Consider the following 25,161-nt stretch of genomic DNA (forward strand, 5'->3'; position numbering starts at 1 on the left):
GTCGACTGGAACGGATCGCATCGTCGCCCCCGATGATTTCGCCGTGAACGAAATCCGTCGTCGGCCAATGGCGCAAGCGTTTTCGCAGTCGGTTTTCCATGTTTTCCCACTCGTTTACCGGTCTACGGTAAGGTGGATGCATGTCTTTATTTGATATGTTTGGTTTCCCCGACCCCTTCGACCCCCGCAACGGTCGACGTGGATCACGAGGACGGGACGATGATGATCCCACGATCCTCAATGTGACCGTCGACGGTGACGAGAGCCACGAGGAACATCGCGGCTCCTCCGGTCCCGGGCGAGGCAACGTCCCCCCGAACTTTCCCCGCATCCCGCGTGCGGCGTCAGGCGGCTCCCCGACGGGCATGAGCCGTGGCAACAAGATCTTCATCGGCGTGGTGGTGGCCCTGCTGGTCGTCGTCGGCCTTGTCTTCGGACTGTCGCAATTCATCACCGAGGTCATGTGGTACACGCAGCTGGGCTTCTCCAGCGTGATCTGGACCACCTACGGTGTCCGTATCGGCCTGTGGGTGGCGTATGCGATCCTCGTGGCATTGGTGGCCTATGTGTCCGCGTTGCTCGCCATCCGCGCGCGCCCGGATTTTGAGGACGGCAGCAAGATCCGAGTCCGGGATGGTGTGATGGAGATCGAGCCCGGCGTCGGCTCCAAGCTGGCCCGACGCGTCGCGTTCATCATCTCCCTGCTGGTCGGTCTGGTGTTCGGTGCCCAATTTAACGCCAACTGGGCCGAGGTGCTCCTGCTGTTCCATAACCAGTCGTTCGGCTCCACGGACCCGCAGTTCGGTCTGGACACCGGATTCTACGTGTTCGTCCTGCCCGGTCTCAAACTCGTGGTCATGGCAGTGTTCACGCTGCTCGCCATGGGTCTGGTATTCTCCGTCATCACGCATGTGCTCATGGGTGGCATCCGCCTGACCATGCCGACGCAGGGCCGTTCCATCTTCGACATGACCAAGCGTGCCCGTCGACAGATCGGCATCTGGCTGATCCTGTTCTTCCTCGCCTGGGCAGCCCGCATGGGCCTTGGCGTGTTCTCCACGCTTACCGAACAGGGTGATCGCATCACCGGCGCGGCCTACGCCTCGGTGCACGCCACCATCCCTGTCACCATCGTCATGTCCGTACTCATCGCGCTGCTCGGCGTGGTGCTCGGCGTGTGGATCATGCTCACCAAGTCGCTGAGCAACGCCACACCCGCCACATCCGCCGGCGAGGCGCTCAGGGCATGGCGCACTCCCGTGGTCGCCGTTGCCGTCGTGGTCGTCGCCTCCATGCTGCTCACCGTCGTCTACCCGGTGCTGCTGCAGCGTTTCAAGGTGAACCCGAACGCGCAGGAGCTGGAATCCACATACATCCAGCGCAACATCGACGCCACCACCAAGGCGTATGGACTGGGCAACATCAAGGTGGAGAAGTACGACGCCACCACCGCCGGCGAATCCGGCGCACTGGCGTCCGATGCCGAATCCACCGCGCAGATCCGACTGCTTGATCCGCAGGTCGTCTCCCCGACGTTCAAGCAGCTGCAGCAGTCCAAGCAGTACTACACCTTCGCCGACACGCTTGCGGTGGACAAGTACGAGATCGACGGCGTGAGCCAGGACACGGTCATCGGCGTACGTGACATCAACCTCGCCGGCAACGACAACCGCAACTGGGTGAACGACCACACCGTCTACACGCACGGCTACGGTGTCGTCGCCGCCTACGGCAACAAGGTCACCGCCGACGGCCAGCCCGAGTTCTTCGAATACGGCGTGCCCACCCAGGGCAAGCTCACCGAATCCCAGCACTACGAACCGCGCATCTACTTCTCGCCGAACTCTCCCGACTACTCGATCGTGGGAGCCCCCAAGGGCACGGCCTCATGGGAGTTCGACTACCCGACGGGATCCCAGGGAGCGACCACGACGTTCACGGGCGAGGGCGGTCCGCGCATCGGCAACCTGTTCACGCGCATCCTGTACGCGATCCGCTTCGGTTCGGACCAGATCCTGTTCTCCGACCGAGTGAACAACGAATCGCAGATCCTCTACGATCGTGATCCGCAGACCCGCGTGGCCAAGGTGGCCCCCTACCTCACGCTCGACGGTCGCGTCTACCCGGCCGTCGTGGACGGTCGCGTCAAGTGGATCGTCGATGGCTACACCACCTCCGACGCCTACCCCTACTCGCAGAAAACCGATCTGGGCGCGGCCACCGCCGACTCCCTGACCGAAACGTCCAACACCGTCAAGGGACTCGGCTCCCAGGAGGCCAACTACATCCGCAACTCGGTCAAGGCCGTGGTCGACGCCTATGACGGTTCGGTCAGCCTGTACGCGTGGGATACCGAAGATCCGGTACTCAAGGCATGGGAGAGCATCTTCCCCAACCAGTACAAGCCGATCTCCGAGATCAGCGGCGATCTGATGAGCCACATGCGCTACCCGGAGAGCCTGTTCAAGGTGCAGCGCTCGCTGCTGGCCCAGTATCACGTCACGAGCGCCAACCAGTTCTTCTCGGGCGAGGACTTCTGGCAGACGCCCACCGACCCGACCGAGCCGAAGAAGGATCAGGACGCCGGCATCAAGCAGCCCCCGTACTACCTGACCATGCAGACTCCGGGAACCAAGGAGCCCACGTTCTCGCTCACCTCCACCTACATTCCTGCCGGCTCGTCCACCAGGGAGATCCTCACCGGATTCCTGTCCGTCGACTCGGATGCAGGCAACGAGAAGGGCGTGATCGGCAAGAACTATGGCACGCTGAGGCTGCTGGAACTGCCGAAGAACACCAACGTACCGGGTCCTGGACAGGCGCAGAACAACTTCAACGCCAACGCCGATGTGTCCAAGGAACTCAACCTGCTCGAATCCGGTTCCACCAATGTGGAGCGTGGCAACCTGCTCACCCTGCCTCTCGGTGGCGGACTCGTCTACGTGCAGCCGGTGTATGTCAAGTCGAGCGGTTCCACCAGCTACCCGCTGCTGAAGAAGGTGCTCGTGGCGTTCGGTGATCAGGTCGGATTCGCCGACACCCTCGATGAGGCGCTGGACCAGGTGTTCGGCGGTGATTCGGGTGCCGCGGCGGGCGACGCATCCAAGGGAACCTCCTCGACTCCTGCCTCCGGACAGCAGAACGGCACCACGGATTCCGGCAAGTCCGACACATCCGGCACCGCCGACGGCCAGTCGTCCGGCACGACCACGATGTCCCCCGAGCTCCAGCAGGCGCTCAAGGACGCCGGTCAGGCCATGCAGGATTCCGACACCGCCATGAAGAACGGTGACTGGAGCGCCTACGGCGAGGCCCAGAAGAAGCTGCAGGACTCCCTGAACAAGGCCATGCAGCTGTCCGGCCAGTGATGATGACCGGAATGTGATGCGGTCCTGAGCGGCCGCACCGCTTCGAACATCGGCGAGGGGCCCGTGCCACGATACGGTACGGGCCCCTCGCCGTGTTTTCCGGCACCGGTATACACTATTGCCGTGCAGTTATTGAATGAGACCTATTCCACTACGTATTCCCATGGTCGGACCATCGTGATCCGCGACGCCGTGGACGATGATCTGAGCGATATCACCCGCATCTACAACATGGCGGTCGTCGTCGGCGGCAGCACCGCCGATCTCACCCCGCGTAATCTCGACCAGCGGCGTGAATGGGTGTACTCGCACAATCCACGCAACCAGTATCCGGTCGTCGTCATCGAGGTCGATGGCAAGGTCGCCGGATTCGCGTCACTGTCGAAATACCATGCCCGCGCGGGATACTCCGATATCACCGAATTCAGCTACTACGTGGACAAGGCGTATGCACGGCAGGGGCTCGGCACCATGCTGGTCGACTGGCTGGTCAAGGCGGCGACCCGCATCGGGTTCCGCATCGCCGTATGCGTGGTGTTCGCCGACAACGTCGGCTCCACCGCGCTCATGCACAAGTTCGGTTTCGAACGCTATGGATACTTGCCCGCCGCATGCTGCAACGGCACGCGTCTGCTCGACGTGGCGTACTGGTACAGGAATCTTGACACACACGCCGACGACAACGCGGCGGACTCGACCGACGGCAACCGACAGGGGGAATGATGGCATCCGATTTCTGGCTGATCGCAGGACTGGGCAATCCCGGATCGAAGTATGAAGGCACGCGACACAACATGGGCTTCATGTGCGCCGACGTGCTCGCCGAACGATGGTCGGTGAGTCTGTCCGACCACAAGGGACTCGCGAAGCTCGGCAAGGGCGTCATGTCGCTCGGCGGGCAGCGGGTCAAGTTCTTCCTCGCCAAGCCATTGACCTACATGAACGAATCCGGCAACGCCGTGTCGTCGATCAGCGCCTACTACGACATCCCGGCCGAGCACATCGTGGTGATCCACGACGACATGGACCTCGACTTCGGCCGCATCAAGGTCAAGGCCGGCGGTTCGGCCGGCGGACACAACGGCATCAAATCCATCGACCGATCTTTGGGCACCAACAAGTACTCCCGCGTCCGACTGGGCGTCGGCCATGCCCAGCGTGGCCCTCATGCGCACGACAACACGGTCAACTGGGTGCTCGGCGGCTTCTCGCCGCAGCAGCGCAAGCAGCTTCCCGAGTTCCTCGCCGACGGTGCCGACGCCGCCGAGACGATCATCATCGACGGTCTGAGCCACGCCCAGGAGAAGTTCAATGGCCGATAAGCGTTCGGCCGGCACGATCGACGGCACGCTCGCCCCGCTGCTCGCCGGTCTTGCCGGCGACAGGGGATTCGCCGATGTCGTGAATGGGGGAGAGGACGCCGGTTCTGCCGCGGCCCTTGAATCCCGGTTGACCATCGGCGCCCCTCTTGGCATCCGACCGGCGCTTGCCGCTGCCGTTTGCGCCGCGGACGCCGATCGGTCCGATGATGAGCGGCGGACCGTGGTCATGGTGGTCCCCTCCGGCCGTGATGCGGAGGAGACCACGCAGTCATTGCGGTCATGGTATGCCGGCGATCCGAATGACATCGCCGTGCTTCGGGCATGGGAGACGTTGCCGCATGAGCGACTCTCGCCGCGCAGCGATACCGTCGCCGGTCGCATGGCCGTATTCCGCCGACTCGCTCACCCGCAGTCGGGACATGGAATGTTCGGCCCAATCCGCATCCTCGTCATGCCGGTGCGCTCGCTGATCCAGCCCGTGGTGGCGGGATTGGGCGATGTGGAACCGCTGGTGTTCCGCCCTGGAGAGGAGCTGTCGCTTGACGATGCCGTGCGCCGGCTGATCCAGAACGCCTATACCCGTACGGAACTGGTCATGGACCGAGGGGAGTTCGCCGTCCGTGGCGGCATCCTCGACGTGTTTCCGCCCACCGTCGCGCATCCGGTGCGCATCGAGTTCTTCGGCGATGAGATCGACACGATCCGTGAATTCCATGCATCGGACCAGCGCACCTACGGCGATGACGTGCCCGCCGTCTGGGCCACACCATGCCGTGAGTTGCAACTTACCGACGCGGTGAAGACGCGCGCCAAGACGCTGATCGGGCGGATTCCCGCCGCCGCGGATATGCTCGAATCGATCGCCCAGTCCATCCCCGTCGAAGGCATGGAGTCGCTGCTGCCGGCGCTCGTGGACGATCTGACCCCGGTGCCGTCGCTGCTGCCCAAGCGATCGGTGATCATGCTCTGCGATCCCGAACGCCTGCGAAGGGCCGGAGAGGATCTCAACAAGACGGCCGACGAATTCCTCGCCGCCAGCTGGCACGTCGCCGCTTCCGGAGGCGGCGCGGGAGCTCCGATCAGCTTCGACGAAGCCAGCTTCATCGACTACGACGATGCCGTACGATCCCTGGTCGTCTCCGAACGTCAGGTGTGGCAGCTCACCGATTTCAAGGTCGACGATTCGCGCGACGGGTACGTACAGCTCGCCGCCGACGCCCCCGAGGAATACCGCGGCGTCGAATCACGGGCCACGGCAGGTGTGGAAGGACTGCTCGACCGCGGCATGGCGGTCACGGTCACCGCCGCCGCCAAGGGCACACTGTCCCGTCTGCGACGGGCGCTCGACATGGCGGGCATAGCCCGCGTCGACTATGTACCGTCATGCGCTGTGGACGGATTCGTCGATGAGGCGGCCGGCGTGGCGTTGCTCACCGAACGCGACCTGACCGGAAAGTCCGGCGTGGCGGCCCAGGCCAAAACCCCCAAGCGTCGTCGCAAGGCCATCGACCTCATGGAGCTCAAGCCCGGCGACTACGTGGTGCACGACCAGCATGGCATCGGACGTTTCGTCGAAATGAAACAACGTACGATCGGTGCCGGCAAGGCCCGTTCGCAGCGGGAGTATCTGGTCGTGGAATATGCGCCGAGCAAGCGCGGCGCCCCGCCGGACCGGTTGTTCATCCCCACGGACCAGCTCGACAAGGTCAGCAAATACGTGGGCGCGGATGTGCCCAAGCTCAACAAGCTCGGCGGTTCGGACTGGGCGGCCACCAAGGAGAAGGCCCGCAAGCACGTCAAGCGGATCGCCCAGGATCTGGTGAAGCTCTACTCGGCTCGCCAGAGCGCGAAGGGATTCGCGTTCAGTCCGGACACGCCGTGGCAGAAGGAGCTCGAGGACGCCTTCCCATATCAGGAGACCGCCGATCAGCTCACCACCATCGACGAGGTGAAGGCCGACATGGAGAAGCCCGTGCCGATGGACCGTCTGATCTGCGGTGACGTGGGCTTCGGCAAGACGGAGATCGCCTTGCGTGCCGCGTTCAAGGCCGTGCAGGATTCCAAGCAGGTGGCCGTGCTCGTCCCCACCACGCTGCTGGTGCAGCAGCATTACGAGACCTTCACCGAACGGTTCGAGGGATTCCCCGTGAACGTGGCCGCCATGAGCCGCTTCCAGACCGCCAAGCAGCTCAAGGAGACCACCGAGGGACTGGCCGACGGAACCGTGGACGTGGTGATCGGCACGCACAAGCTGCTCAGCCCCAAGATCCGGTTCAAGGATCTGGGATTGGTGATCATCGACGAGGAGCAGCGCTTCGGCGTGGAACACAAGGAGGCGCTCAAGGCTCTGCGCACGAACGTTGACGTGCTGAGCCTGTCCGCCACGCCTATCCCCAGAACGCTGGAGATGGCGATCACCGGCATCCGCGAGATGTCCACCCTCGCCACGCCCCCCGAGGACCGTCTGCCGGTGCTCACCTATGTGGGCGCCTACGAGGACGCACAGGTCACCGCCGCCATCCGCCGAGAACTATTGCGCGGCGGACAGGTGTTCTACGTGCATAACCGCGTGGACGGCATCGAGCGACTCGCCGCGCATCTCAAGGAGCTCGTGCCCGAGGCGAACATCGGCATCGCCCACGGCAAGATGGGCGAGAAACAGCTTGATGCGGTGATCCGTGACTTCTGGCATCGCGACATCGACGTGCTGCTGTGCACCACGATCATCGAGACCGGACTTGACATCTCCAATGCGAACACGCTGATCGTGGATCACGCCGACCGTTTCGGACTCTCACAGCTGCACCAGCTGCGCGGACGCGTGGGCCGAGGGCGTGAACGCGCCTACGCGTACTTCCTGTACGACCCGTCCAAGACGATGACGCAGACGGCGCATGACCGTCTCTCAACCATCGCACAGAACACCGCCCTGGGATCCGGCTACGACGTGGCCATGAAGGACCTTGAACTGCGAGGCACCGGCAACCTGCTGGGCGGCGAGCAGTCCGGGCACATCGAGGGAGTCGGATTCGACCTGTATGTGCGCATGGTCTCCGAAGCGGTGGAGGAGTACAAGGAACCCGACCGCAAGGAGCCGGTGTCCGTGACCGTCGACCTGCCGGTGGACGCGTCGATCCCCGAGGAGTACATCGACTCCGACAAGCTCCGACTCGAGGCCTACCGCAAGATGGCCGCCGCGCGTGACGAGAACGATTTCCGTGAACTGCGCGAGGAGCTCACCGACCGTTACGGCACACCCCCCACCCAGCTCGACACGCTCTTCGCCGTGGCCCGTCTGCGCGCCCGCGCCCGCGACATGGGACTTGAGGAGATCGTGACCCAGGGGCGTAACGTACGCGTCGGCAAAATCGATCCTCCCGAATCCGTGGCGATGCGCATGGCCCGCATATACAAGGGATTGCAGTATCGACCCGTCACCCACCAGTATCTCATCGCCACTCCGTTCCAGGGATCGATGGGCTCGGGGCCGATGGACTCGCAGGCCGTGCTTGACTGGGTCAACCAGCTGCTCGACGACCTGTCGTGGAAGCATCGGCCGGCCAAGGCAGCCGAGGCCGCCAAGGCGTCCAAGGCTCCCAAGGCATGACCGGCATGGATGACGCGATGGGCACAACCGCGTCGAACTCATCCGCTACGGCAGTCAGCGTCTCCGATGCCTACGGTCCGAGTGCCCCGAGCGTGACACCGCTGCCATATCATCCGGTGGCCGACATGGCCGACGCGCTCGCCGAGACGATGTCCGCCGACGGGCGCGGTGCCATGATGCTGTTGCATTCCGCCCGTGGCGGACGGTATACGATGCTTGGCCTGCATCCCTACCGTCGTCTTCTGCAGATCGGAGACCGGGTGCGGGATGAATCGTTGGCGGCTGATGGGCGTTGGCGCGGCGCAACCGTGGAGGGCGACGCCCTCGCCCTGCTGGGGGAATGGCTGTCCGAACGCTCCGGCCGATCCGCCGATATGGCTGCGCCGGTGGCATCGGATCCCGTCACCGGCGAGCGCCTGCCGTTGGCCGACGGCGTCATGGGGTTCATGTCGTATGATGACGGGCTGCGTCGCGAGGGCATCCGGTCGCGTCACTCCCGGTCGGCGATTCCCGATGCCGCCTGGTGGTGGTTCGACGACATCCTCATTGAGGACATGCTCGCCGGCACGGTTACGCTGGTCTCCCACCGTCGTATGCCCGGTGGTGCCGAGCGCATCATCGAACGTTGGAACTCTCGTAGACGCCAACGCGGGACCGCGACCGGCGTGCCATCGGTCCATGACATGATGGACGGCATCATGCCTGGTGCCGTTCCGCGCCGTGACGGCCATGGCACGACCATTGCCGGCTGGTCGTCCGACCATGACCGCGCATCCTACTGCGAAGGCATCAGGGCCCTGTGCGGGCGCATGCGTGACGGGGACATCTACGTGACGAACTATTCGCTGCGTCTGCGCGTCAGGAGCCTCATCGCGCCTCCGGTCATGTTCAACCGACTGCGATCCGATAACCCGTCACCGTTCATGGCTTACCTCGACGCCGGGGACTGGCAGATCATCAGTTCCTCTCCGGAACGATTTCTGGAAAGCCGGGGAGGGCATGTCGTCACCCAGCCGATCAAGGGCACTCGGCCGAGAGGTCGAGACGTTGCGGAGGACGATCGTCTGCGCGGTGAGCTCGAGCATTCGTTCAAGGATCGTAGCGAACTGCTCATGATCACCGATCTGGAACGTAACGATCTGAGTCGCATCGCCATGCCGGGGACGGTGTCGACCACCGGCTTCGCCGAACTTGAAGCATATCCGCACGTGTTCCATCTGGTCTCTACCGTGGAGGCGGACGTTTCGCCGGGGCGTACGATTGCTGATGTGCTGGCTGCACTGAGCCCGGGAGGGTCGATCACCGGAGCTCCGAAGCACAGCGCCATGACGCTGATCGATCGGTATGAGCACAGCGCCCGTGGCGCCTATACTGGAAGTCTGGGGTACATCGATGCGTCGGGCGACTGTGATCTGAGCATTCTGATTCGTATGGCGATACATCAGGGGAACGCCGCTGTCGGCGGTGCGTATAGTATCGGCGGTGGTGGGGGAGTGACCCTCGATTCGGATCCTGACTTCGAATACGACGAGGCCATGCAGAAAACCGAGGCCCTCCTGTCCGCCTTGGGGTGCGACACGCGAAAGGGATGGCATGACTGAATCGAACACTGCCGATCGGCAGCCTGAGGAACCTGCGGAAACAACGACGGAAAGCGACGTCACATCGACGAGCGAACCCGAAAGCGGACCTAAGCGCCGAACGATCGCACTGGATGAGGGATATCAGTTCGGTCTCGGTGTATTCGAGACCATGGCACTGCGGTCCGGTCGGATCATGATGCTTGACCGTCATCTGAACCGGTTGCGCAAGGGCGCGGAGGCGTTGGGCATCGACGTTCCCAGCGATGATGATCTGCGATGGACCCTTGGCGAGTACCTGCATGAAGCCGATCTGGAGGGTGCGGCGTCCGCCGTGGTCAAGATCATCCTCTCCGAGGCGAACACGGTGATCACGAACCGGGAGAACCCCTATGACGATTGGGGCCCCGACCGTGCGCTGCATCTTGGATGGTGCACGACTCGGCGCAACGAGCGTTCATTGTTCACGTACCACAAGACCCTCAATCAAGGCGACAACATCCTCGAATTCCGCAAGGCGCACGATCTGGGACTCGACGGGGCGGTGTTCCTCAACTCCCGCGGCGAGGTGTGCGAGGCCACCAATGCCAATCTGTTCTTCGTCAGGGACAACCGTTGGTATACGCCGGCCGTCGAGTGCGGATTGCTTCCGGGGACCGTGCGCCAGCGCGTGTGCGAGATGCACCACGCGGTGGAAACGCATATTCGTCCTGATGATCTGGCTGGATTCGACGCATGCTACGCCACGAACTCATTGATGGGCGTGCGTCCGGTCGCCGTTCTTGGCGAGGCGCGATTCTCCGTCAGTCCGTACGGGCTGTTTGGGCGCTGACACTCATTGCCGCCGGTGCTGGCTCACCGGCTGTTTCGTATCTCATGTCGTGAACGCCTATATACTTATCATTGGTAATGACTCTTCGTAATTATCAATAGTAAGGATATTGATCGTATGTCCGACAACGAACCGAATGATTCTCCGGCGGAGAAGACCGGCGGCGGAGCACTGAACGTCGAAGACGTGCGCAGATTGCTCGACGCCTGCTGGAAGGCAAAGCGCATCACCGAGCTGCTGCCCAGCCTGCCGAAGGGCATGAAACCGCGCCACGTCCATGTGATCGACGCCATATGGCACATCAACGAACCATCGGGGCAGCACACCGCCGTCGCACGTGTCGGCGACGTCAGCGCCTTCCTCGACGTCACCACGCCCAGCGTCACCAAACTCGTCAATGAACTCGTCAGACTCGGCCTCGTGGAAAAACACGCGACCGCCGACGATCGCCGAGCAGTGACGCTCACGCTCACCAAGCAGGGAATGACATGCCGGCGCACGTACGTCGAGCAGTACCACGCACATCTCATGCACGTGCTCGCCCCACTCGCCGTCGACCAATGCAACACCACGGTAGACACATTGAACACAGCTCTGCGACTCATGCACGCCGACCTCATCCAACGCGACAAGACCAACGGACCCGACAGCGACAGCAAAGGAACCGACCGATGACCGAAACCAAGCCAAACGTTTCCGAACAACCGCAACGCGCCGTAGGCGGCACCTTGATCGTCACCGTAGTGGCCCTTGCGCTGCTCACCTTCCTCGGCATTCTCTCCGAAACCTCCCTCAACATCGCCTACTCGGCGCTCATGGAGGAGTTCTCCATCTCCGCGGCGATCGTGCAATGGCTCACCACCGGCTACCTGCTGCTGCTCGCCGTGGCTATACCCAGCTCGCCGTTCCTCGTGCGACGATTCCCGACCAAAGCGCTCTTCGCCGTCGCCGTCATCGTCTTCTCGGCGGGAACGCTGCTCGGTGCCATGGCGATCAACTTCCCCATGCTGCTCGCCGCGCGACTCGTCATGGCACTTGGCACCGGTATCTCCCTGCCCCTGCTGACCACGATCATCCTCGACAAGGCGCCATTCGCCCAGCGCGGCATGATGCTCGGACTCGTCAGCCTCGTCACCTGCGCGGCACCGGCCATCGGACCGGTCTTCGGCGGTGTCGTCATGGAATATCTCAACTGGCACTGGATCTTCATCATCATGCTGCCATTCCTTGCGATATCGTTCTCGCTCGGCATCACCACGGTTCCGGATATCCGCAAAGGGGAGCGCGGAACCATCAGCATCCCATCGCTGTTGCTCGCCGCCATCGGACTCAGCGGCATCATCGTGGCCGTCAGCTTCTTCTCCGAATGGAACGGCGACTGGCGGGTCTGGGCCACGCTCGCCGTGGCGATCATCGCGCTCGCCGTATTCGCCCGCATGCAGCTGCACATGGAACGGCCCCTGGTTGAGGTACGTACCTTCACCCATCCCGGATTCACACTCGGCATTCTCATCATCCTCATGAGCAGCGGAAGCGTGCTCGGGGTGAACTTCCTGCTGCCGATCCTGCTGCAACGCGGCTACGGCGAAACCAGCATGGCATCCGCGCTGGTCCTTCTGCCCGGAGCCGTCGCCGGGGCCATCGGGGCACCGCTGATCGGATCGTTGCTCAAAAAGCACTATCCTCCCAAGTTCATCATCTGCGGATTCGTGGCGCTCGCCGTGGTGAACGTCGCACTGATGATGGCCGGGTCCATCTGGGCCGTGGCGGCGTTTTACCTGCTGTTCATGGGCGGTGCGAGCTTCGTGCTCGTTCCCGACCAGACCCATACGCTCAACCAGTTGCCCATGCGGTTGAACGCCGACGGATCGGCCGTGCTCAATACGGTGCAGCAGCTCGCCGGCGCTATCGGCACGGCGGTTGCCAGTACGCTGATCACCGAGTTCGCGGCGCAGGCGACATCCGATGGTATCAATGGGAATGCGGCGTATCTGCAGGCGTTTGCGCGTTCCATGGCAGTGTTCGTCGGTCTTGCCGTCGTCGGTCTGATCGTCGCGTTGATCATGGCCAAGGTCAGCGATCGCAATGTGGAATTGCGCGAGGTCGACGCGTGAGCGCGCCCATGGATGGGGTAAACGCAATATGACGCCACGCCGTATTTTGGAAATCGTTCCGACGAAACATTGCCCTTCGTCCATAAAAGGCATTACGCTTGGTGTTCGTCAGCACAACATATTTGTCTTAAGGAGTAGTTGTGGCAGCTATTGAAAGCGTTTACGCGCGTCAGATTCTCGATTCCCGCGGCAACCCGACCGTCGAGGTCGTCCTCGACACCGAGGATGGCGCTCAGGGTCTGGGCCTCGTTCCCTCCGGTGCCTCCACCGGTGAAGCCGAGGCTTGGGAGCGTCGCGACGGCGACAAGTCCGTCTACGGCGGCAAGGGCGTTCTGAACGCGGTCAAGGCCGTCAACGAAGAGATCGCTCCGAAGGTCATCGGTATGGACGCCTCCGACCAGCGTGCTCTCGACGACCTGATGATCGAGCTCGACGGCACCCCGAACAAGGGCCGTCTGGGCGCCAACGCCATCCTCGGCGTCTCCCTGGCCGCCCTGTACGCCTCCGCTGAGTCCGCCGAACTGCCGCTGTACCGCTACATCGGCGGCACCAACGGCCACATCCTGCCGGTTCCGAACATGAACATCATGAACGGTGGTGCCCACGCCGACTTCGCCACCGACATTCAGGAGTACATGATCTCCCCGTACGGTTTCGATACCTTCCACGAGGCTCTGCGTGCAGGCGTCGAGGTCTACCACACCCTGAAGAACGTCCTGAAGAAGGAAGGTCTGAACACCGGCCTTGGCGATGAGGGCGGCTTCGCTCCGAAGCTGAAGTCCAACAAGGACTCCCTGAACTACATCGTCGACGCCATCTCCGCCGCCGGCTACGAGCCCGGCAAGCAGATCGGCATCTGCCTCGACGTTGCCTCCTCCGAGTTCTACAACAAGGAGACCGGCAAGTATCACTTCGAGGGCGACGACCGTGACGCCGAGTACATGCTCGACTTCTACGAGCAGCTCATCGACGAGTACCCGATCGTCTCCATCGAGGATCCGTACCAGGAAGAAGGCTGGGAAGACTGGGCCAAGATCACCGCTAAGCTCGGCGATCGTCTGCAGTTCGTCGGCGACGACCTGCTGGTCACCAACCCGAAGCGTCTGCAGAAGGGCATCGATCTGGGTGCCGCCAACTCTCTGCTGGTCAAGCTGAACCAGATCGGTTCCGTCACCGAGACCCTCGACGCCATCGAGCTGGCCACCGCTAACGGCTTCACCTCCATGGTCTCCCACCGTTCCGGCGAGACCCCGGACACCACCATCTCCGATCTGGCCGTCGCCAAGAACACCCGTCAGATCAAGACCGGTGCTCCGGCCCGTGGCGAGCGCGTTGCCAAGTACAACCGCCTGCTCGAGATCGAGGAGGAGCTCGGCTCCACCGCTCAGTACGCCGGCTACAGCGCCTTCAAGGCCTGCAAGAAGTACATCGCTGCCTGAGCGAGTTCTTCGTCGTCTTGACGCCTGTCGGCGACATGTCCGAATAGGCGTTAGCGTATAGCGCATACCCGTCGCATTCCTAGTCGAATGCGGCGGGTATTTTCATAGATATGATCAAACCGGGTGTCAAAACAACCTCTCGCGGAGGAAAAGGGAGCAACACCGTCAGAAACGGGAAATCTCCAAAGGCCACAGGAGCCGCGAACAGGAAGACGACATCCAAAGGGCAGCAGGGAGCCGTTCGCTCCTCCGCCATGCCGTTGACGTTCTTCATCGCCGTGATCATCGTGATCCTTGGATCCATTCAGCTGCTGTCCACGTTCCATACGTATGCGTTGAATCTGGCCGAGTTGAATTCGCTGCGTAATCAGGAGGCGGCTCTGGTTGCGAAAAAGGCCGAGCTTGAGAACGATATCAAACGCTGGGACGATGACGCCTATGTCACGGCCCAGGCCCGTGAGCGTCTGGGATTCGTCTTCCCCGGTGAGCGTTCGGTACGTGTGCTTCATCCCGAGGCCGTGACTGGAGACGCCGCCACGGGGAATGACGAAGCATCCACTCCGTCGGACACGGGGCAGACGCGTCCCTGGTACAAGGACATGTTCTCGTCGTTCGGCAAGGCGGACAAGGGCACCACGAAGAGCGCCGGCGATGCGTCGGAGACCTCATCCTCCGAATCCTCCGGCTCGAGTGGCGACGGCACCACAGGAAACACCGGCTCCAACAGCACGGCTAACACTACGAAGGAAGGTCAATGAACAACGACGATATCCGCAAGGTGACGGAGATTCTGCAGGAGCGTCTGAGCCAGGGTCTCGACCAGCGAGACGTGGATGTGGTGCAGCGTCAGCTGGGACGATTCCCCCGTGGCATGGTCGCGGTGGGCGCCCGTTGCGTCTGCGGCAATCCTCTGGCGGTGATCACCCGGCCTCTGGTCGAACAGCGGATCCCGTTCCCCACTACTTGCTATCTCACCTCTCCCGAGGCGGTGAAGGCGGTGTCCCGGTTGGAGGCGGACGGCGATATGACCGAGTATACGCGTCGGGTTCAGGAGGAGCCTGAGGTGAAAGCCGCATACGAACGCGCCCATGAGATGTATCTTGAGTTCCGCCATCAGCTTGCGGAGCGTCTGGGTGATGACGAAAGTCATATCGCCGGCATCAGCGCCGGCGGCATGCCGGTGCGCGTCAAGTGTCTGCACGCGTTGACCGGTCAGGCGCTGGTGATGGGCTGGGGAGTGAATCCCATTGCCGATGACGTACTGCGACGTGTCAAGGCGCAGTTTGATCCGTCCGTATGCCGGTGTTCGGTGCCCTATGGCGTTGTCGACGACGAAGAAGCGAATGCCGAGGACCATTCGGACGCGACCATAGAAAGGGATGATGCACGATGAGCGATGTACGGGTTGCCGGCATTGACTGCGGCACGAATTCGATCCGTCTGATGATCGCCCGTGTGGGAGAGCGCGGCATGAGCGTCGAGGTTCCCCGTATCATGCGCGTGGTGAGGCTGGGACAGGATGTTGACAAGACCCATCGATTCGCCGATGATGCGTTGGAACGCACCTACCGGGCGATTGATGAGTTCGCCGCGGTGCTGAAGGAGCATCCGGTGGACGCGTTGCGCTTCGTGGCAACATCGGCCACGCGCGACGCGGAGAACCGGGAGGAGTTCGAGAACGAGGTGGAGAAGCGCCTTGGGGTACGTCCCGATGTGATTCCGGGCACGGAGGAGGCACGACTCAGTTTTCTTGGTGCCACGTCGGTGCTGCATACCCAGTTCGGCGATCAGCTGCCGCCTGCCCCGTATACCGTCATCGATCTCGGCGGAGGTTCCACCGAGATGGTCATTGGCGGTGACGGTACGGATGTGCCGACTGATAGGGTCGCCGCCGCGTTCTCCATGAACATCGGTTCGGTGCGTATGAGCGAGCGGCATCTGTTGAGTGACCCGCCCACGCGGGATGAAATCAAGCAGGCCGTGGCGGATATCAACGAGCATATCGACGAGGCGTTCGACAAGGTTCCGGCGTGGAAGACCGGCACGCTGATCGGCGTGTCCGGGACGGTCACCACCATGACCGGCATCGCGCTTGGCCTGAAGGACTACGATCGTGATGCCGTGGACGGTGCGGTGATCGGATTCGCCGACGCATGCTCCACCTGCGACAAGGTGCTGACCATGACCCGCGCCGAACGACGCGAATATCCGGTGATCCACCCCGGCCGTATCGATGTGATCGGCGGCGGCGCACTGGTATGGAATTGCGTGCTCAACCGTATCGGCGATGCGGTGCGCACGCGCGCCCATCGTGTACTCAACTCCTATGTGACCAGCGAGCATGGTCTGCTTGATGGCATCGTTCTTGATCTCGGTCGCAGGACGCTGTCCGCATGATGATTTCTGCGCGGTGACTTTTCGGGACGGGTGCGTTCCCGTCCCGGTTCGTGGCATAATAGCCAAGTCGGCTTTTTGCCGGCATGCCCCCGTGGCGGAATCGGTATACGCAGCTGACTTAAAATCAGCCGCTTCGGCTTGTGGGTTCGAGTCCCACCGGGGGCACGTATTCTCTTTTGTCGCGTATTGCTGTGACATGCGTATTGCTGTGACATGCGTATTGCTGTGACATAGCGTGATACATCGCATGCCAACCGACGGTGGCGTGATCATCATCGTGTGTCTCGTAACCTGGTTTTTCGAAATGCGTGGCACTATGATGCGCATGACTCGACAGAATGAAACCAATTCACAGGCATCAGCGCAATCATCGAAGACGTCGACGAACGTCCCACGTTCGACCGGACCGGTCTCCACGGAAGCCCCGACCCTGCCCATCATGCTCACGCAGGCCATTGTGGCTGCCGGCGTGATGTGCGTATGCGAGATCATCTGTGCACCATTGATCATCAGCATGGCATCCGGTGCGTTCGCCCTGGTCCCCTGGATCGCCGTGGCCTGCATGCTTGCCGTGCTGTTCATGGTGATTCTTGGTTTTGCCTTTCTGTGGCTGGCCGACAACCTCTCGCATAATTTCGCCGAACGTCGCGCCCCTATCTGCTATGCCGTGATCGGCGCCATCGCTTTCGGCATCTGGGGAGGTCTGCTGTATCCCACGTTCATCAATTCGGTGCTGGAACCGGCCGGGATCGATCCGATTTCCCGGGGAGACCTGTATGCCGTCGTATTCAATTGTGTGATCGTCGGATTGGTCTCGTATCTGTGTGCATCGTTGTTCGCCGAACGTCTTGCCAGGCGCCGGACGCTGGCCATCGTCATCGGAATCGTACTGGTACTGGTCGCATTGCTGGGCGCGTTCTATCTGTGGCGTTTCTACGCCATGCTGTACTGATCGTTCGCGCCGGTGTCGATCCTGCGGAACGTTTTCTGATCCGGAGCTTGAAACTGTCTTCGATTGCGTATACTTTTGACGGTTATATGCCATGCTCGTCCGTATATCGGGCGGGCATGTTCACATATTCGTATAAGGAGTGACAGATGAGCGATTCGACGATGCCCAAGGTGAACGCCGAGTTCGGTGCCAAGCCCGAGATCGAATTCCCGACGGAGACCGCGCCCAAGGGCCTCAAGAGCGTTGAGATCATCGAGGGTGATGGCCCCGTGGTGCGCAAGGGCGATACCGTGACCGTGAACTACCACGGTGTGGTGTGGGGCAAGCAGGCCCCGTTCGACTCCAGCTTCGAGCGCCACACGCCGGCCAGCTTCGGCATCGGCGTCGGCCAGGTCATCAAGGGCTGGGACCAGACCGTTCCGGGCCACAACGTCGGTTCCCGTCTGGTGGTGTCCATCCCGCCGGAATACGGCTACGGCTCTCGTGGCGTTCCGCAGGCTGGCATCGGCGGCAGTGACACGCTGGTCTTCGTCATCGACATCATCTCCACTCGATGACGTGCCGGACGCGCCTCGGTGGGAATGAGGAGCGTCGGCTGAATTCGAAATATTCAAGGTGATCCAGGAGGATTCACAAATGGCAGACGACAAGGTCCTGCTGCTGACGCAGGAGGCATACGACAAGCTCCAGGAGGAGCTGCAGTACCGTGAGGGCAAGCTGCACGATGAGATCATCGCCAAGGTGGCCGCAGCTCGTGCCGAAGGCGATCTGAGCGAGAACGGTGGCTATCAGGCCGCACGCGAAGCCCAGCGCAAGAATCAGGGACGTATCGAGGAGCTCACTGTCAAGCTCCGCGATGCGAAGATCCTGCAGGCACCGCCGGAAGGCACGGTCGGCAACGGATCGCTGATCACGCTCGACCTGATGGGTAATGAGATGGTCTATGTGCTCGGCGCGCACGATCTGTCTGCCGCCACCGACTACGACATCATCAGCCCCGAGTCCCCGATCGGCGCCGCAGTCATGGGTGCCAGCGTGGGTGACACGGTGAGCTACAAGGCTCCCAACGGCCGTGAGATCAAGGTGACCATCAAGAGCGCCAAGCCGCTCGGTGATGAGTGATTCCAGCAGACGTTGTACGGCAACGCTGACCTGAATCGCGAATGGTCCGTTCCCTTATGAATAGGGGACGGACCATTCGCGTTCCACGGAGCATACCCCGGGGAACGATGCGGTCATTGCCCCAGCATGATGCTGACGATGACGAAATAGATGGCGACCATATGGCAGGCGTATCCGGCGACGGTGCCGCAGTGGAAGATCTCGTGGAAGCCGAAGACCTTGGGCCACGGGTCCGGTTTGCGCAGTCCATAGACTATGGCTCCTGCGATATAGCAGATGCCGCCGGCGACGATAAGCCACACCACCACGGGACCCGCGAAGGGGGATTCCCAGAAGAAGCCGAGGAATGCGGCCCCGGAGACGCCGAAGATGATGTACACGATGGTATACAGCCAGCGTGGCGCCGAGATCCACACCACATGGATGAGCAGGGCCACCAGCGTGCAAGACCAGATGCTGATGAGGATCAGGTTCCTCCAGAAGGGTTCGAGCGCGAATGAGACCGGCGTGTATGTGCCGGCGATAAGCAGGAAGATATTCACATGGTCGATGCGCCGCAGCACGTCGGTGACCTTGGGCGACCAGTCGCCAAGATGGTAGATCGCGGAATTGCCGAACAGGATCAGCGAGCACGCCATGAATGCCGCGCACGCCCATTTGAGTGATGCTGTGGGGGATAGGCAGATGAGTACGATGCCTGCGGCCAGTGCCAGTGGCGTGGCACAGGCATGGATCCAGCCGCGCATCGCAGGCTTTGGACGTCCGTGCACGTCAAGACGGATCTTGTGTATGCCGTGTGCCTTGTCCATGATGCGCTGGGCCTTGAGCTCTCCCTTGGCGATGACGCGGTCGGCCTTGGCTCGCGCGCGTGCACGCACCTCATCGGCCTTGGCCTGACGCTCCTGAAGGTATGCCTCGCGCACCGCCTTGCGGGTGCGCTCCAGTTGCGCCGGACCGGGAAGGTCGTTGGTCGGAGCCATGCGGTTGCCGGACACCTTCCGCGGCTTGACGATCGTCGCTGCCGGCCGCCTTGATGCGGAGCGTCTCTTTCTGGTCATGGGTATCCTTTCGCATCGCTTACGTTACCGTAACTTACGCTACCGTAGCTATCGTGTCAATGCCGACATCCGATATGCGGCGGAACAGTATTGGAGCCGTGTCGGCCCCCGTTTTCCCCCGACTACCCGCTAGCATAAGAACCATGGTTGATTTTTCACATCTTGTAGCGAACAATCCGGATTTCAATGATGCGGATCGCGAATGGCTACATCATCTTGTGGCCGACTGGCAGGTCATCGCCGACCTGAGCTTCGCCGACCTGCTACTGGTGCTGCCCGGCGCGAACGGACAGTATATTGTGGCAGGACAGTGCCGTCCCTCCACGGTGATGTCCGTACGATTCGAGGATATGGTCGGATCGACGATCGAGGGTGAGGATGCCCGTGCGATCTCCAAGGCCATGACCGAGCAGAAGATCTCACGACTTGATCACTATCGTGCCGTGGGCAACACCACGGTATGCGATGTTTATGCGCCGGTTCGGCGCGAGGGCAAGGTGCTGGGCGTGGTGGTTCGCGAGACCAACATGGCCACCCGCATGCTCAACGGTCGATACGAATCGGAAAGCATCGCAGCCGGCAAGAATCTCTTCGAGATGATTCCCGCGGGAACATTCCCGTATCGTGACGCCATCCTCAATCAGCGTCACAATGCCCGTGTATCCGATGGGTTCATCGTCCTCAGCGAGGACGGCATCGTGGAATACGCATCGCCGAATGCGATCAGCTGCTTCCGCCGACTGGGATCCGTCGACGTCATGGAGGGGCAGTCGCTGTCCCAGATCGGCACGTCCCTGATTCACGAGAATGACATGCTTCCGGAGACTCTGCCGCTGGTGCTCGCCGGCAAGGCCGCCGTCGATTCGGAGATCAACGCGAACCGTTCCACGGTGTCCCTGCGTTCCCTGCCGTTCTTCGGACCGCATGGTCGCACCGGTGCCGTGGTGCTGTGCCGCGACGTCACCGAGGTTCGTCGTCGTGAGAAGGAGCTGGAGACCAAGGATGCTGCCATCGCCGAGATTCACCACCGTGTGAAGAACAATCTGCAGGCCGTGTCCGCCCTGTTGCGTCTGCAGGCCCGCCGCACCAAGTCCCCCGAGGTCAAGTCCGAGCTGGAGGAGGCCATGCGTCGTGTGGAGACCATCGCCGTGGTGCACGAGGGGCTGAGCCAGACCGCCGACGAAATCGTCGACTTCGACAAGGTGATCGCCGACCTGCTGCGCATGAGTGTTGATCTGGCCACCAGCAAGGACCAGCACATTCGCATCTCCTATCTGGGCAAGTTCGGCATGATGCCGGCCCAGGATGCGACCCCGCTGTCGCTGGTGCTCACCGAGCTGGTCACCAACGCCGTGGAACATGGTTTCCAGGGGCGTACCGAAGGCAATGTGTGGATCTCCGTGGGCCGTGGAGGAAGCAGCCTCAACATCGTGGTGGAGGATGATGGCATCGGCTATACGTCGGAATCCGATCAGGGCATGGCGCGCTCCAGCGGCTCGGGATTGGGCACACAGATCATCAACACGTTCGTGAAGAACGATTTCGGTGGTTCGGTACGGTGGGAGCCGCGGCGTGACGGTGGTACTCGTGTGGTGCTTGACATGAAGCTGCGTGCCGCCCAGTGATGAACGTGCGGTGATGCAGGTGATGCAATAGGGGAGTGTGCGTGGCTGATCATGACTGAAATAGGTCACGGCCACGTGCACACTCCGTATACGACTTGCATATGACAAAGGTGCCTGCGTGATCAGACCAGATTGGTCGATGAATCACGCAGGCACCTTTGTCATATACGGTTATCGGTACGACGTATGCCGGATTAGACCGTAAGGCCGGAACGACATCAGGCCTGCATCTGCAGGGCGGCTGAACGACGGGCACGCATGGCGCGACGCTTGAGCGCGCGACGTTCGTCCTCGCTTAGACCGCCCCACACGCCGTAGTCCTGGTTGGTGTCCATGGCGCATTTCAGGCAGGCGTCAATGACCTTGCAGGTACGGCAGACGGCCTTGGCCTCTTCGATCTGCTGGTAGGCGGCACCGGTGTTGCCTACAGGGAAGAACAGCTCCGGATCCTTGTCACGGCAAGCGGCCTTTGCGCGCCAATCATATGCACTGCTCATAAGTGTCCTCGATCCCAAACGAAATACAAAACTCTCATGTATGAGCAAACCACGAATACCACGATTTTTCAAGGGTTTTCCGCAACTGGACGCAAGATTCACCAGATTGGGTCGCAGTCATGGCACTGTACCGGCGTGGCGGAGCCCTGCACGAGCAGTACGGCGCGCCCCGGGATGCGTACGTCGTCGCCGTCGAACTGCGACAGCGCCTGCGAGGGGATGCCTGCCATCATGTCGATGGCCCGGTCGCCCGTAGGGAATACCAGTCGTATACCACAGTGATCGGGGAACCTCAGGTGTCGTGATGCGCTCAAGGTGAACACCACGACACGATGCGGATCGGCGAGTGCGTTATGGAATTCGTCATGGTCCGGACCTCGTCCCAGCGGATCGAGCAGTTCGTCGGCATCGTCGACGAGCCAGATCCGCTTCGGAGAGGAATCGGCGTTCGGCGTCCGGGGCTTCTGGCCGGTCGGGTCTGCCGATTCCTCCGCCAAGCCTGTCGCGTAACGCGTGGCGTCGCCAATGATCGTGCCCGTCGACGGATGCTCGGTTACATAGCCGTCGGCGGTCTTTCGGGTCAGCATGACCTCGACGCCATGTCGTGGCAGCAGCGCTCTCGCCATGGCCATGAGCGCGGTGGTCTTGCCTCGTGGGCCGGATCCGATGATCGCGATATTGCCGAGATCCAACGGCAGACGGAACGGTTCGAGCGTGACTCCGGTATCGGCGACGCCGATGATCATCGGTGCATCGGGAGCTTCTGTGACATCGTTCATGGCTGGCGCCTCAAGACGTTGAGGCAGCGGCGGGGAGAACAGTGGGGGAGGGGCCTGCTCGCCAAGGAATCGGCACGCCCACTGTCCTCCGCGGGTCAGGACTTCGCTGGAGGCCGGCACCGCGCATCGGAATGCCTCCCGTTCCTCGCCGCCATAGGCGAATGCGGTACCCGGTGCCTGCGGACTGATCAGAGCGGCGGCTTTCGACCCGAGCAGCTCGGACGACTGCAGGGGGTCACGTACCCGGAGACAGATGTTGAGCCCGATGTTCGCCTTCATCTCACTGCTGACCTGGCCAAGGGGATTCTGCGTACAGGCGATAAGATGCATGCCGAGGGAACGCCCCAGCGCGGCCAGCGCCGTCAGTTGGGTGAGATAGTCGGGAAGCTGCCGTTTCAGGGCATGGAACTCATCGATGACCACTACGATGCGCGCGGGAGGATGCCTCAACTCATTGACATCCGCCACATGCGCGCGGGAGACGATCATCTCACGACGTTTGAGCTCCAATTCCATGGAACGCAGTGCCCGTACGGCGTGCTTGAGATCAAGGTCCGAAACGAAGCCCACGGTGTGGGGCAGTCGGTGCAGCACACGGAATGCCGAACCACCCTTGAAATCCAGGAACACGAAGTTGAGCATGGACGGTGGGAATCGGCTGGCCAGCGAGAGACACCATGATTCCAGCAGCACCGATTTTCCCGATCCTGTGGTACCGGCTACCAGTGCGTGCGGTCCCTGCTTCGGCATGTTGATCGAGAATACGCCGGTCGGCGTGACACCCACCGGTACGGTGTGCAGCGACGTGATCGTCCGACGATCACCCTTATCCTGTGCGGAGCGGGCGCGCTCCCATTGTCGGGCCATGCCCTTCCACGCGGATGGGACATCTCCGGCATCGATGTCGAGCAGCTCCTCCAGCTCCATGTGCATTGCGGCGCATTGCCGGGCCGCTTCGGTGTCTCGCTCATCTGACGATGCGCCGGCCACACCACCGGGAAGCGCACCTCCGGATGATACGCCGCCTGCGTCGGTCTGCGCATTGGACCGCGCACGCCGACGCATGGCGATGTTGGCCAGTGCCGAAGCCAGACATCCAATGAGGCCGGGAACGATAAGCCCTACGAACATCCAACGACGTTCGATGATCATCATCACCAGCATCATTGCCTGTCCGGCGACGGGCGCGATCATGGACAGCAGCAGCAATCCCGAGCCATCGCCTCCTGCTGTGCGAGAGCCGGCTCGTGTTGTTCGTGAGGTAGTCATGCCCCGAGTGTGAACCGCGCCTGACGGCCAGCGCAAGGGGCAGCGCACAATGTGCGTCGATGTGGATGGGCCGGGTGGAGTCGGATGGGATGACTGGGATTTACATTCCGCCCACCGTACCGGCGTCGTGGGTACCGGCCTCCAGCTGGTCGAACAGTTCGGTATTACGGGAATCATCCAAGAGTACCGTCGAACCGATGCCGGACTTCGGATAATAGTCGCTGCTCTTGTAGTACACGCTACCGGTTACGCCCTTGGTTCCCGTCGCGGCCTTGAATGCGGTCGCCATGCCGAACAGGTCGAAGGCTCCGGTCTTCTCGTCGACGGTCAGGGATGACAGCCCTGCCTTCATGAGCTTGCTGACGGTTGAGGGATTGGTGAGCACTGCGGGGGATCCGGCCTTTTTCGCCACTGCGGCGATGACCTGACGCTGTCGCGCGGCTCGGCCGATGTCTCCGGTCGGATCCGAATACCGCATACGGGAGAATGCCAGCGCGGTGCCTCCGTCCGCCTGATGGCAGCCTGCCTCCCATACCAGACCGGAGTTGGCGTCGTTCACGGTACGGTCGTAGCACAGCTCCACGCCGCCGATCGCGTCGACGACCTTCTCCACGCCACCAAAGCCGATCTGCACCACGTGGTCGATCTTCATGCCCGTAATGCTCTCCACTTGGGTGACCAGCGCGGAATAGCCCTTTAGCGTGGCCACCGCATTGATCTTCATGTCCTGTCCATCCACGGTCACGTAGGAGTCACGCGGGATGGAGATCAGGGAGCTGGTTCCGCTCTTGGGACGGGTGAGCACCAGAATCGAATCGGTTCGTGATCCGGGGACGTCCTGTTCGGTGCCGGTGCCGGCGGTGCCATCGCGCTCGTCGGAGCCAAGAATCAGCCATGTGGTCGCGGGCGTATTGGTCATGGATGACAGCATGTTCTTGTGGGTGAGCTGTCCGTCAACCCAGTGGACCAGTCCGAATACGGCGATCAGTAGGATGACCAACAACGCTGCCAGTACCGCGAGCGCACGGTGACGGAACCGATGGACGACGGCAGTCCCGGCATGTCGATGGCCGAAGCCACGCAGCGAGGAGCGATCGAACTGTCGTGTGCCGCGGGAATGGTTCGTGACCGGTTTCGATGCCGCCGACGAGAGCCGGGAATGCGCTCCGCGGTCGAACGAGACGGAGCCCGAAGCGGAAG

At 62.0% G+C, this 25,161-nt stretch carries 20 protein-coding genes and 1 tRNA gene; 17 read left to right on the top strand and 4 right to left on the bottom strand.

All coding sequences use genetic code 11. The features are described from left to right. Positions 1–140 precede the first annotated feature (140 nt). The 16 genes from EP30_RS03415 to EP30_RS03490 all read left to right on the top strand — a co-directional run bounded on the left by EP30_RS03415 (position 141) and on the right by EP30_RS03490 (position 18,733). Positions 141–3,368 (top strand): UPF0182 family protein, encoded by a 3,228-nt coding sequence (locus EP30_RS03415; protein ID WP_140556128.1) that lies wholly within the window; start codon positions 141–143, stop codon positions 3,366–3,368. Positions 3,369–3,500: 132 nt separating this feature from the next. Further along, complete coding sequence (locus tag EP30_RS03420; protein WP_258185350.1) at positions 3,501–4,091, top strand: GNAT family N-acetyltransferase; 591 nt, start codon at positions 3,501–3,503, stop codon at positions 4,089–4,091. Next, positions 4,091–4,690: an aminoacyl-tRNA hydrolase gene (gene pth / locus EP30_RS03425; protein WP_140556231.1), complete on the top strand. Its 600-nt coding sequence runs from the start codon at positions 4,091–4,093 to the stop codon at positions 4,688–4,690. Before EP30_RS03420 ends, pth begins: the two co-directional genes overlap by 1 nt. Continuing rightward, complete coding sequence (gene mfd, locus EP30_RS03430) at positions 4,680–8,297, top strand: transcription-repair coupling factor (protein ID WP_140556131.1); 3,618 nt, start codon at positions 4,680–4,682, stop codon at positions 8,295–8,297. Before pth ends, mfd begins: the two co-directional genes overlap by 11 nt. Further along, on the top strand, positions 8,294–9,898 hold the full coding sequence (locus EP30_RS03435) for an anthranilate synthase component I family protein (protein WP_140556133.1): 1,605 nt from the start codon (positions 8,294–8,296) through the stop codon (positions 9,896–9,898). The genes mfd and EP30_RS03435 overlap by 4 nt, the downstream gene beginning before the upstream one ends. Then, positions 9,891–10,709 (top strand): aminotransferase class IV, encoded by an 819-nt coding sequence (locus EP30_RS03440; RefSeq protein ID WP_140556135.1) that lies wholly within the window; start codon positions 9,891–9,893, stop codon positions 10,707–10,709. The genes EP30_RS03435 and EP30_RS03440 overlap by 8 nt, the downstream gene beginning before the upstream one ends. 117 nt (positions 10,710–10,826) lie before the next feature. After that, positions 10,827–11,384 (top strand): MarR family winged helix-turn-helix transcriptional regulator, encoded by a 558-nt coding sequence (locus EP30_RS03445; protein WP_140556138.1) that lies wholly within the window; start codon positions 10,827–10,829, stop codon positions 11,382–11,384. Next, positions 11,381–12,823 carry a DHA2 family efflux MFS transporter permease subunit gene (locus tag EP30_RS03450; RefSeq protein WP_140556141.1) on the top strand — a complete coding sequence of 481 codons (1,443 nt, stop codon included), beginning with the start codon at positions 11,381–11,383 and terminating at the stop codon, positions 12,821–12,823. Before EP30_RS03445 ends, EP30_RS03450 begins: the two co-directional genes overlap by 4 nt. 140 nt (positions 12,824–12,963) lie before the next feature. Continuing rightward, positions 12,964–14,262 (top strand): phosphopyruvate hydratase, encoded by a 1,299-nt coding sequence (gene eno / locus EP30_RS03455; RefSeq protein ID WP_094663654.1) that lies wholly within the window; start codon positions 12,964–12,966, stop codon positions 14,260–14,262. 110 nt (positions 14,263–14,372) lie between these two features. Continuing rightward, complete coding sequence (locus tag EP30_RS03460; RefSeq protein WP_140556144.1) at positions 14,373–15,020, top strand: septum formation initiator family protein; 648 nt, start codon at positions 14,373–14,375, stop codon at positions 15,018–15,020. Continuing rightward, a complete protein-coding gene (locus EP30_RS03465) occupies positions 15,017–15,655 on the top strand; it encodes a DUF501 domain-containing protein (RefSeq protein ID WP_140556146.1) in 639 nt (212 codons plus the stop codon). The genes EP30_RS03460 and EP30_RS03465 overlap by 4 nt, the downstream gene beginning before the upstream one ends. Then, a complete protein-coding gene (locus EP30_RS03470) occupies positions 15,652–16,659 on the top strand; it encodes a Ppx/GppA phosphatase family protein (RefSeq protein ID WP_140556149.1) in 1,008 nt (335 codons plus the stop codon). The genes EP30_RS03465 and EP30_RS03470 overlap by 4 nt, the downstream gene beginning before the upstream one ends. Positions 16,660–16,744: 85 nt before the next feature. Then, positions 16,745–16,824: transfer RNA gene (locus EP30_RS03475), tRNA-Leu, on the top strand. Between the two features lie 160 nt (positions 16,825–16,984). Next, positions 16,985–17,611, top strand: a complete 627-nt coding sequence (locus EP30_RS03480) for a 4-hydroxybenzoate polyprenyltransferase (protein WP_140556151.1) — start codon at positions 16,985–16,987, stop codon at positions 17,609–17,611. A gap of 146 nt (positions 17,612–17,757) precedes the next feature. Further along, complete coding sequence (locus EP30_RS03485) at positions 17,758–18,168, top strand: FKBP-type peptidyl-prolyl cis-trans isomerase (RefSeq protein WP_140556154.1); 411 nt, start codon at positions 17,758–17,760, stop codon at positions 18,166–18,168. Positions 18,169–18,247: 79 nt separating this feature from the next. Continuing rightward, a complete protein-coding gene (locus EP30_RS03490; protein ID WP_094663666.1) occupies positions 18,248–18,733 on the top strand; it encodes a transcription elongation factor GreA in 486 nt (161 codons plus the stop codon). 113 nt (positions 18,734–18,846) lie between these two features. On the opposite strand, the gene EP30_RS03495 is transcribed toward EP30_RS03490, so the two are convergent. Beyond that, on the bottom strand, positions 18,847–19,713 hold the full coding sequence (locus tag EP30_RS03495) for a hemolysin III family protein (RefSeq protein WP_094663774.1): 867 nt from the start codon (positions 19,711–19,713) through the stop codon (positions 18,847–18,849). 221 nt (positions 19,714–19,934) lie between these two features. Here EP30_RS03495 and EP30_RS03500 point away from each other — a divergent pair, with 221 nt between their 5' ends. Beyond that, complete coding sequence (locus EP30_RS03500) at positions 19,935–21,416, top strand: sensor histidine kinase (RefSeq protein WP_140556156.1); 1,482 nt, start codon at positions 19,935–19,937, stop codon at positions 21,414–21,416. A 218-nt stretch (positions 21,417–21,634) separates the two neighbouring features. Here the strand turns inward: EP30_RS03500 and EP30_RS03505 are convergent, their stop codons facing one another. The 3 genes from EP30_RS03505 to EP30_RS03515 all read right to left on the bottom strand — a co-directional run bounded on the left by EP30_RS03505 (position 21,635) and on the right by EP30_RS03515 (position 24,961). Beyond that, positions 21,635–21,913 carry a WhiB family transcriptional regulator gene (locus EP30_RS03505; protein ID WP_093961469.1) on the bottom strand — a complete coding sequence of 93 codons (279 nt, stop codon included), beginning with the start codon at positions 21,911–21,913 and terminating at the stop codon, positions 21,635–21,637. A gap of 98 nt (positions 21,914–22,011) precedes the next feature. Continuing rightward, positions 22,012–23,961: an FtsK/SpoIIIE domain-containing protein gene (locus EP30_RS03510; protein ID WP_181160768.1), complete on the bottom strand. Its 1,950-nt coding sequence runs from the start codon at positions 23,959–23,961 to the stop codon at positions 22,012–22,014. A 100-nt stretch (positions 23,962–24,061) separates the two neighbouring features. Continuing rightward, positions 24,062–24,961, bottom strand: coding sequence for an LCP family protein (locus EP30_RS03515; protein WP_258185344.1), 900 nt, complete (start codon positions 24,959–24,961; stop codon positions 24,062–24,064). Positions 24,962–25,161: the final 200 nt, after the last annotated feature.

This window comes from Bifidobacterium sp. UTCIF-39, from assembly GCF_006408715.1.
Classification (GTDB): domain Bacteria; phylum Actinomycetota; class Actinomycetes; order Actinomycetales; family Bifidobacteriaceae; genus Galliscardovia; species Galliscardovia tissieri.

Coding starts and splice junctions, on each gene's coding strand:
- EP30_RS03415 (WP_140556128.1), top strand. CDS start 141: ATGTCTTTATTTGATATGTTTGGTTTCCCCGACCCCTTCGACCCCCGC.
- pth (WP_140556231.1), top strand. CDS start 4,091: ATGGCATCCGATTTCTGGCTGATCGCAGGACTGGGCAATCCCGGATCG.
- mfd (WP_140556131.1), top strand. CDS start 4,680: ATGGCCGATAAGCGTTCGGCCGGCACGATCGACGGCACGCTCGCCCCG.
- EP30_RS03435 (WP_140556133.1), top strand. CDS start 8,294: ATGACCGGCATGGATGACGCGATGGGCACAACCGCGTCGAACTCATCC.
- EP30_RS03440 (WP_140556135.1), top strand. CDS start 9,891: ATGACTGAATCGAACACTGCCGATCGGCAGCCTGAGGAACCTGCGGAA.
- EP30_RS03445 (WP_140556138.1), top strand. CDS start 10,827: ATGTCCGACAACGAACCGAATGATTCTCCGGCGGAGAAGACCGGCGGC.
- EP30_RS03450 (WP_140556141.1), top strand. CDS start 11,381: ATGACCGAAACCAAGCCAAACGTTTCCGAACAACCGCAACGCGCCGTA.
- EP30_RS03460 (WP_140556144.1), top strand. CDS start 14,373: ATGATCAAACCGGGTGTCAAAACAACCTCTCGCGGAGGAAAAGGGAGC.
- EP30_RS03465 (WP_140556146.1), top strand. CDS start 15,017: ATGAACAACGACGATATCCGCAAGGTGACGGAGATTCTGCAGGAGCGT.
- EP30_RS03470 (WP_140556149.1), top strand. CDS start 15,652: ATGAGCGATGTACGGGTTGCCGGCATTGACTGCGGCACGAATTCGATC.
- EP30_RS03480 (WP_140556151.1), top strand. CDS start 16,985: ATGACTCGACAGAATGAAACCAATTCACAGGCATCAGCGCAATCATCG.
- EP30_RS03485 (WP_140556154.1), top strand. CDS start 17,758: ATGAGCGATTCGACGATGCCCAAGGTGAACGCCGAGTTCGGTGCCAAG.
- EP30_RS03490 (WP_094663666.1), top strand. CDS start 18,248: ATGGCAGACGACAAGGTCCTGCTGCTGACGCAGGAGGCATACGACAAG.
- EP30_RS03495 (WP_094663774.1), bottom strand. CDS start 19,713: ATGGCTCCGACCAACGACCTTCCCGGTCCGGCGCAACTGGAGCGCACC.
- EP30_RS03500 (WP_140556156.1), top strand. CDS start 19,935: ATGGTTGATTTTTCACATCTTGTAGCGAACAATCCGGATTTCAATGAT.
- EP30_RS03505 (WP_093961469.1), bottom strand. CDS start 21,913: ATGAGCAGTGCATATGATTGGCGCGCAAAGGCCGCTTGCCGTGACAAG.
- EP30_RS03510 (WP_181160768.1), bottom strand. CDS start 23,961: ATGACTACCTCACGAACAACACGAGCCGGCTCTCGCACAGCAGGAGGC.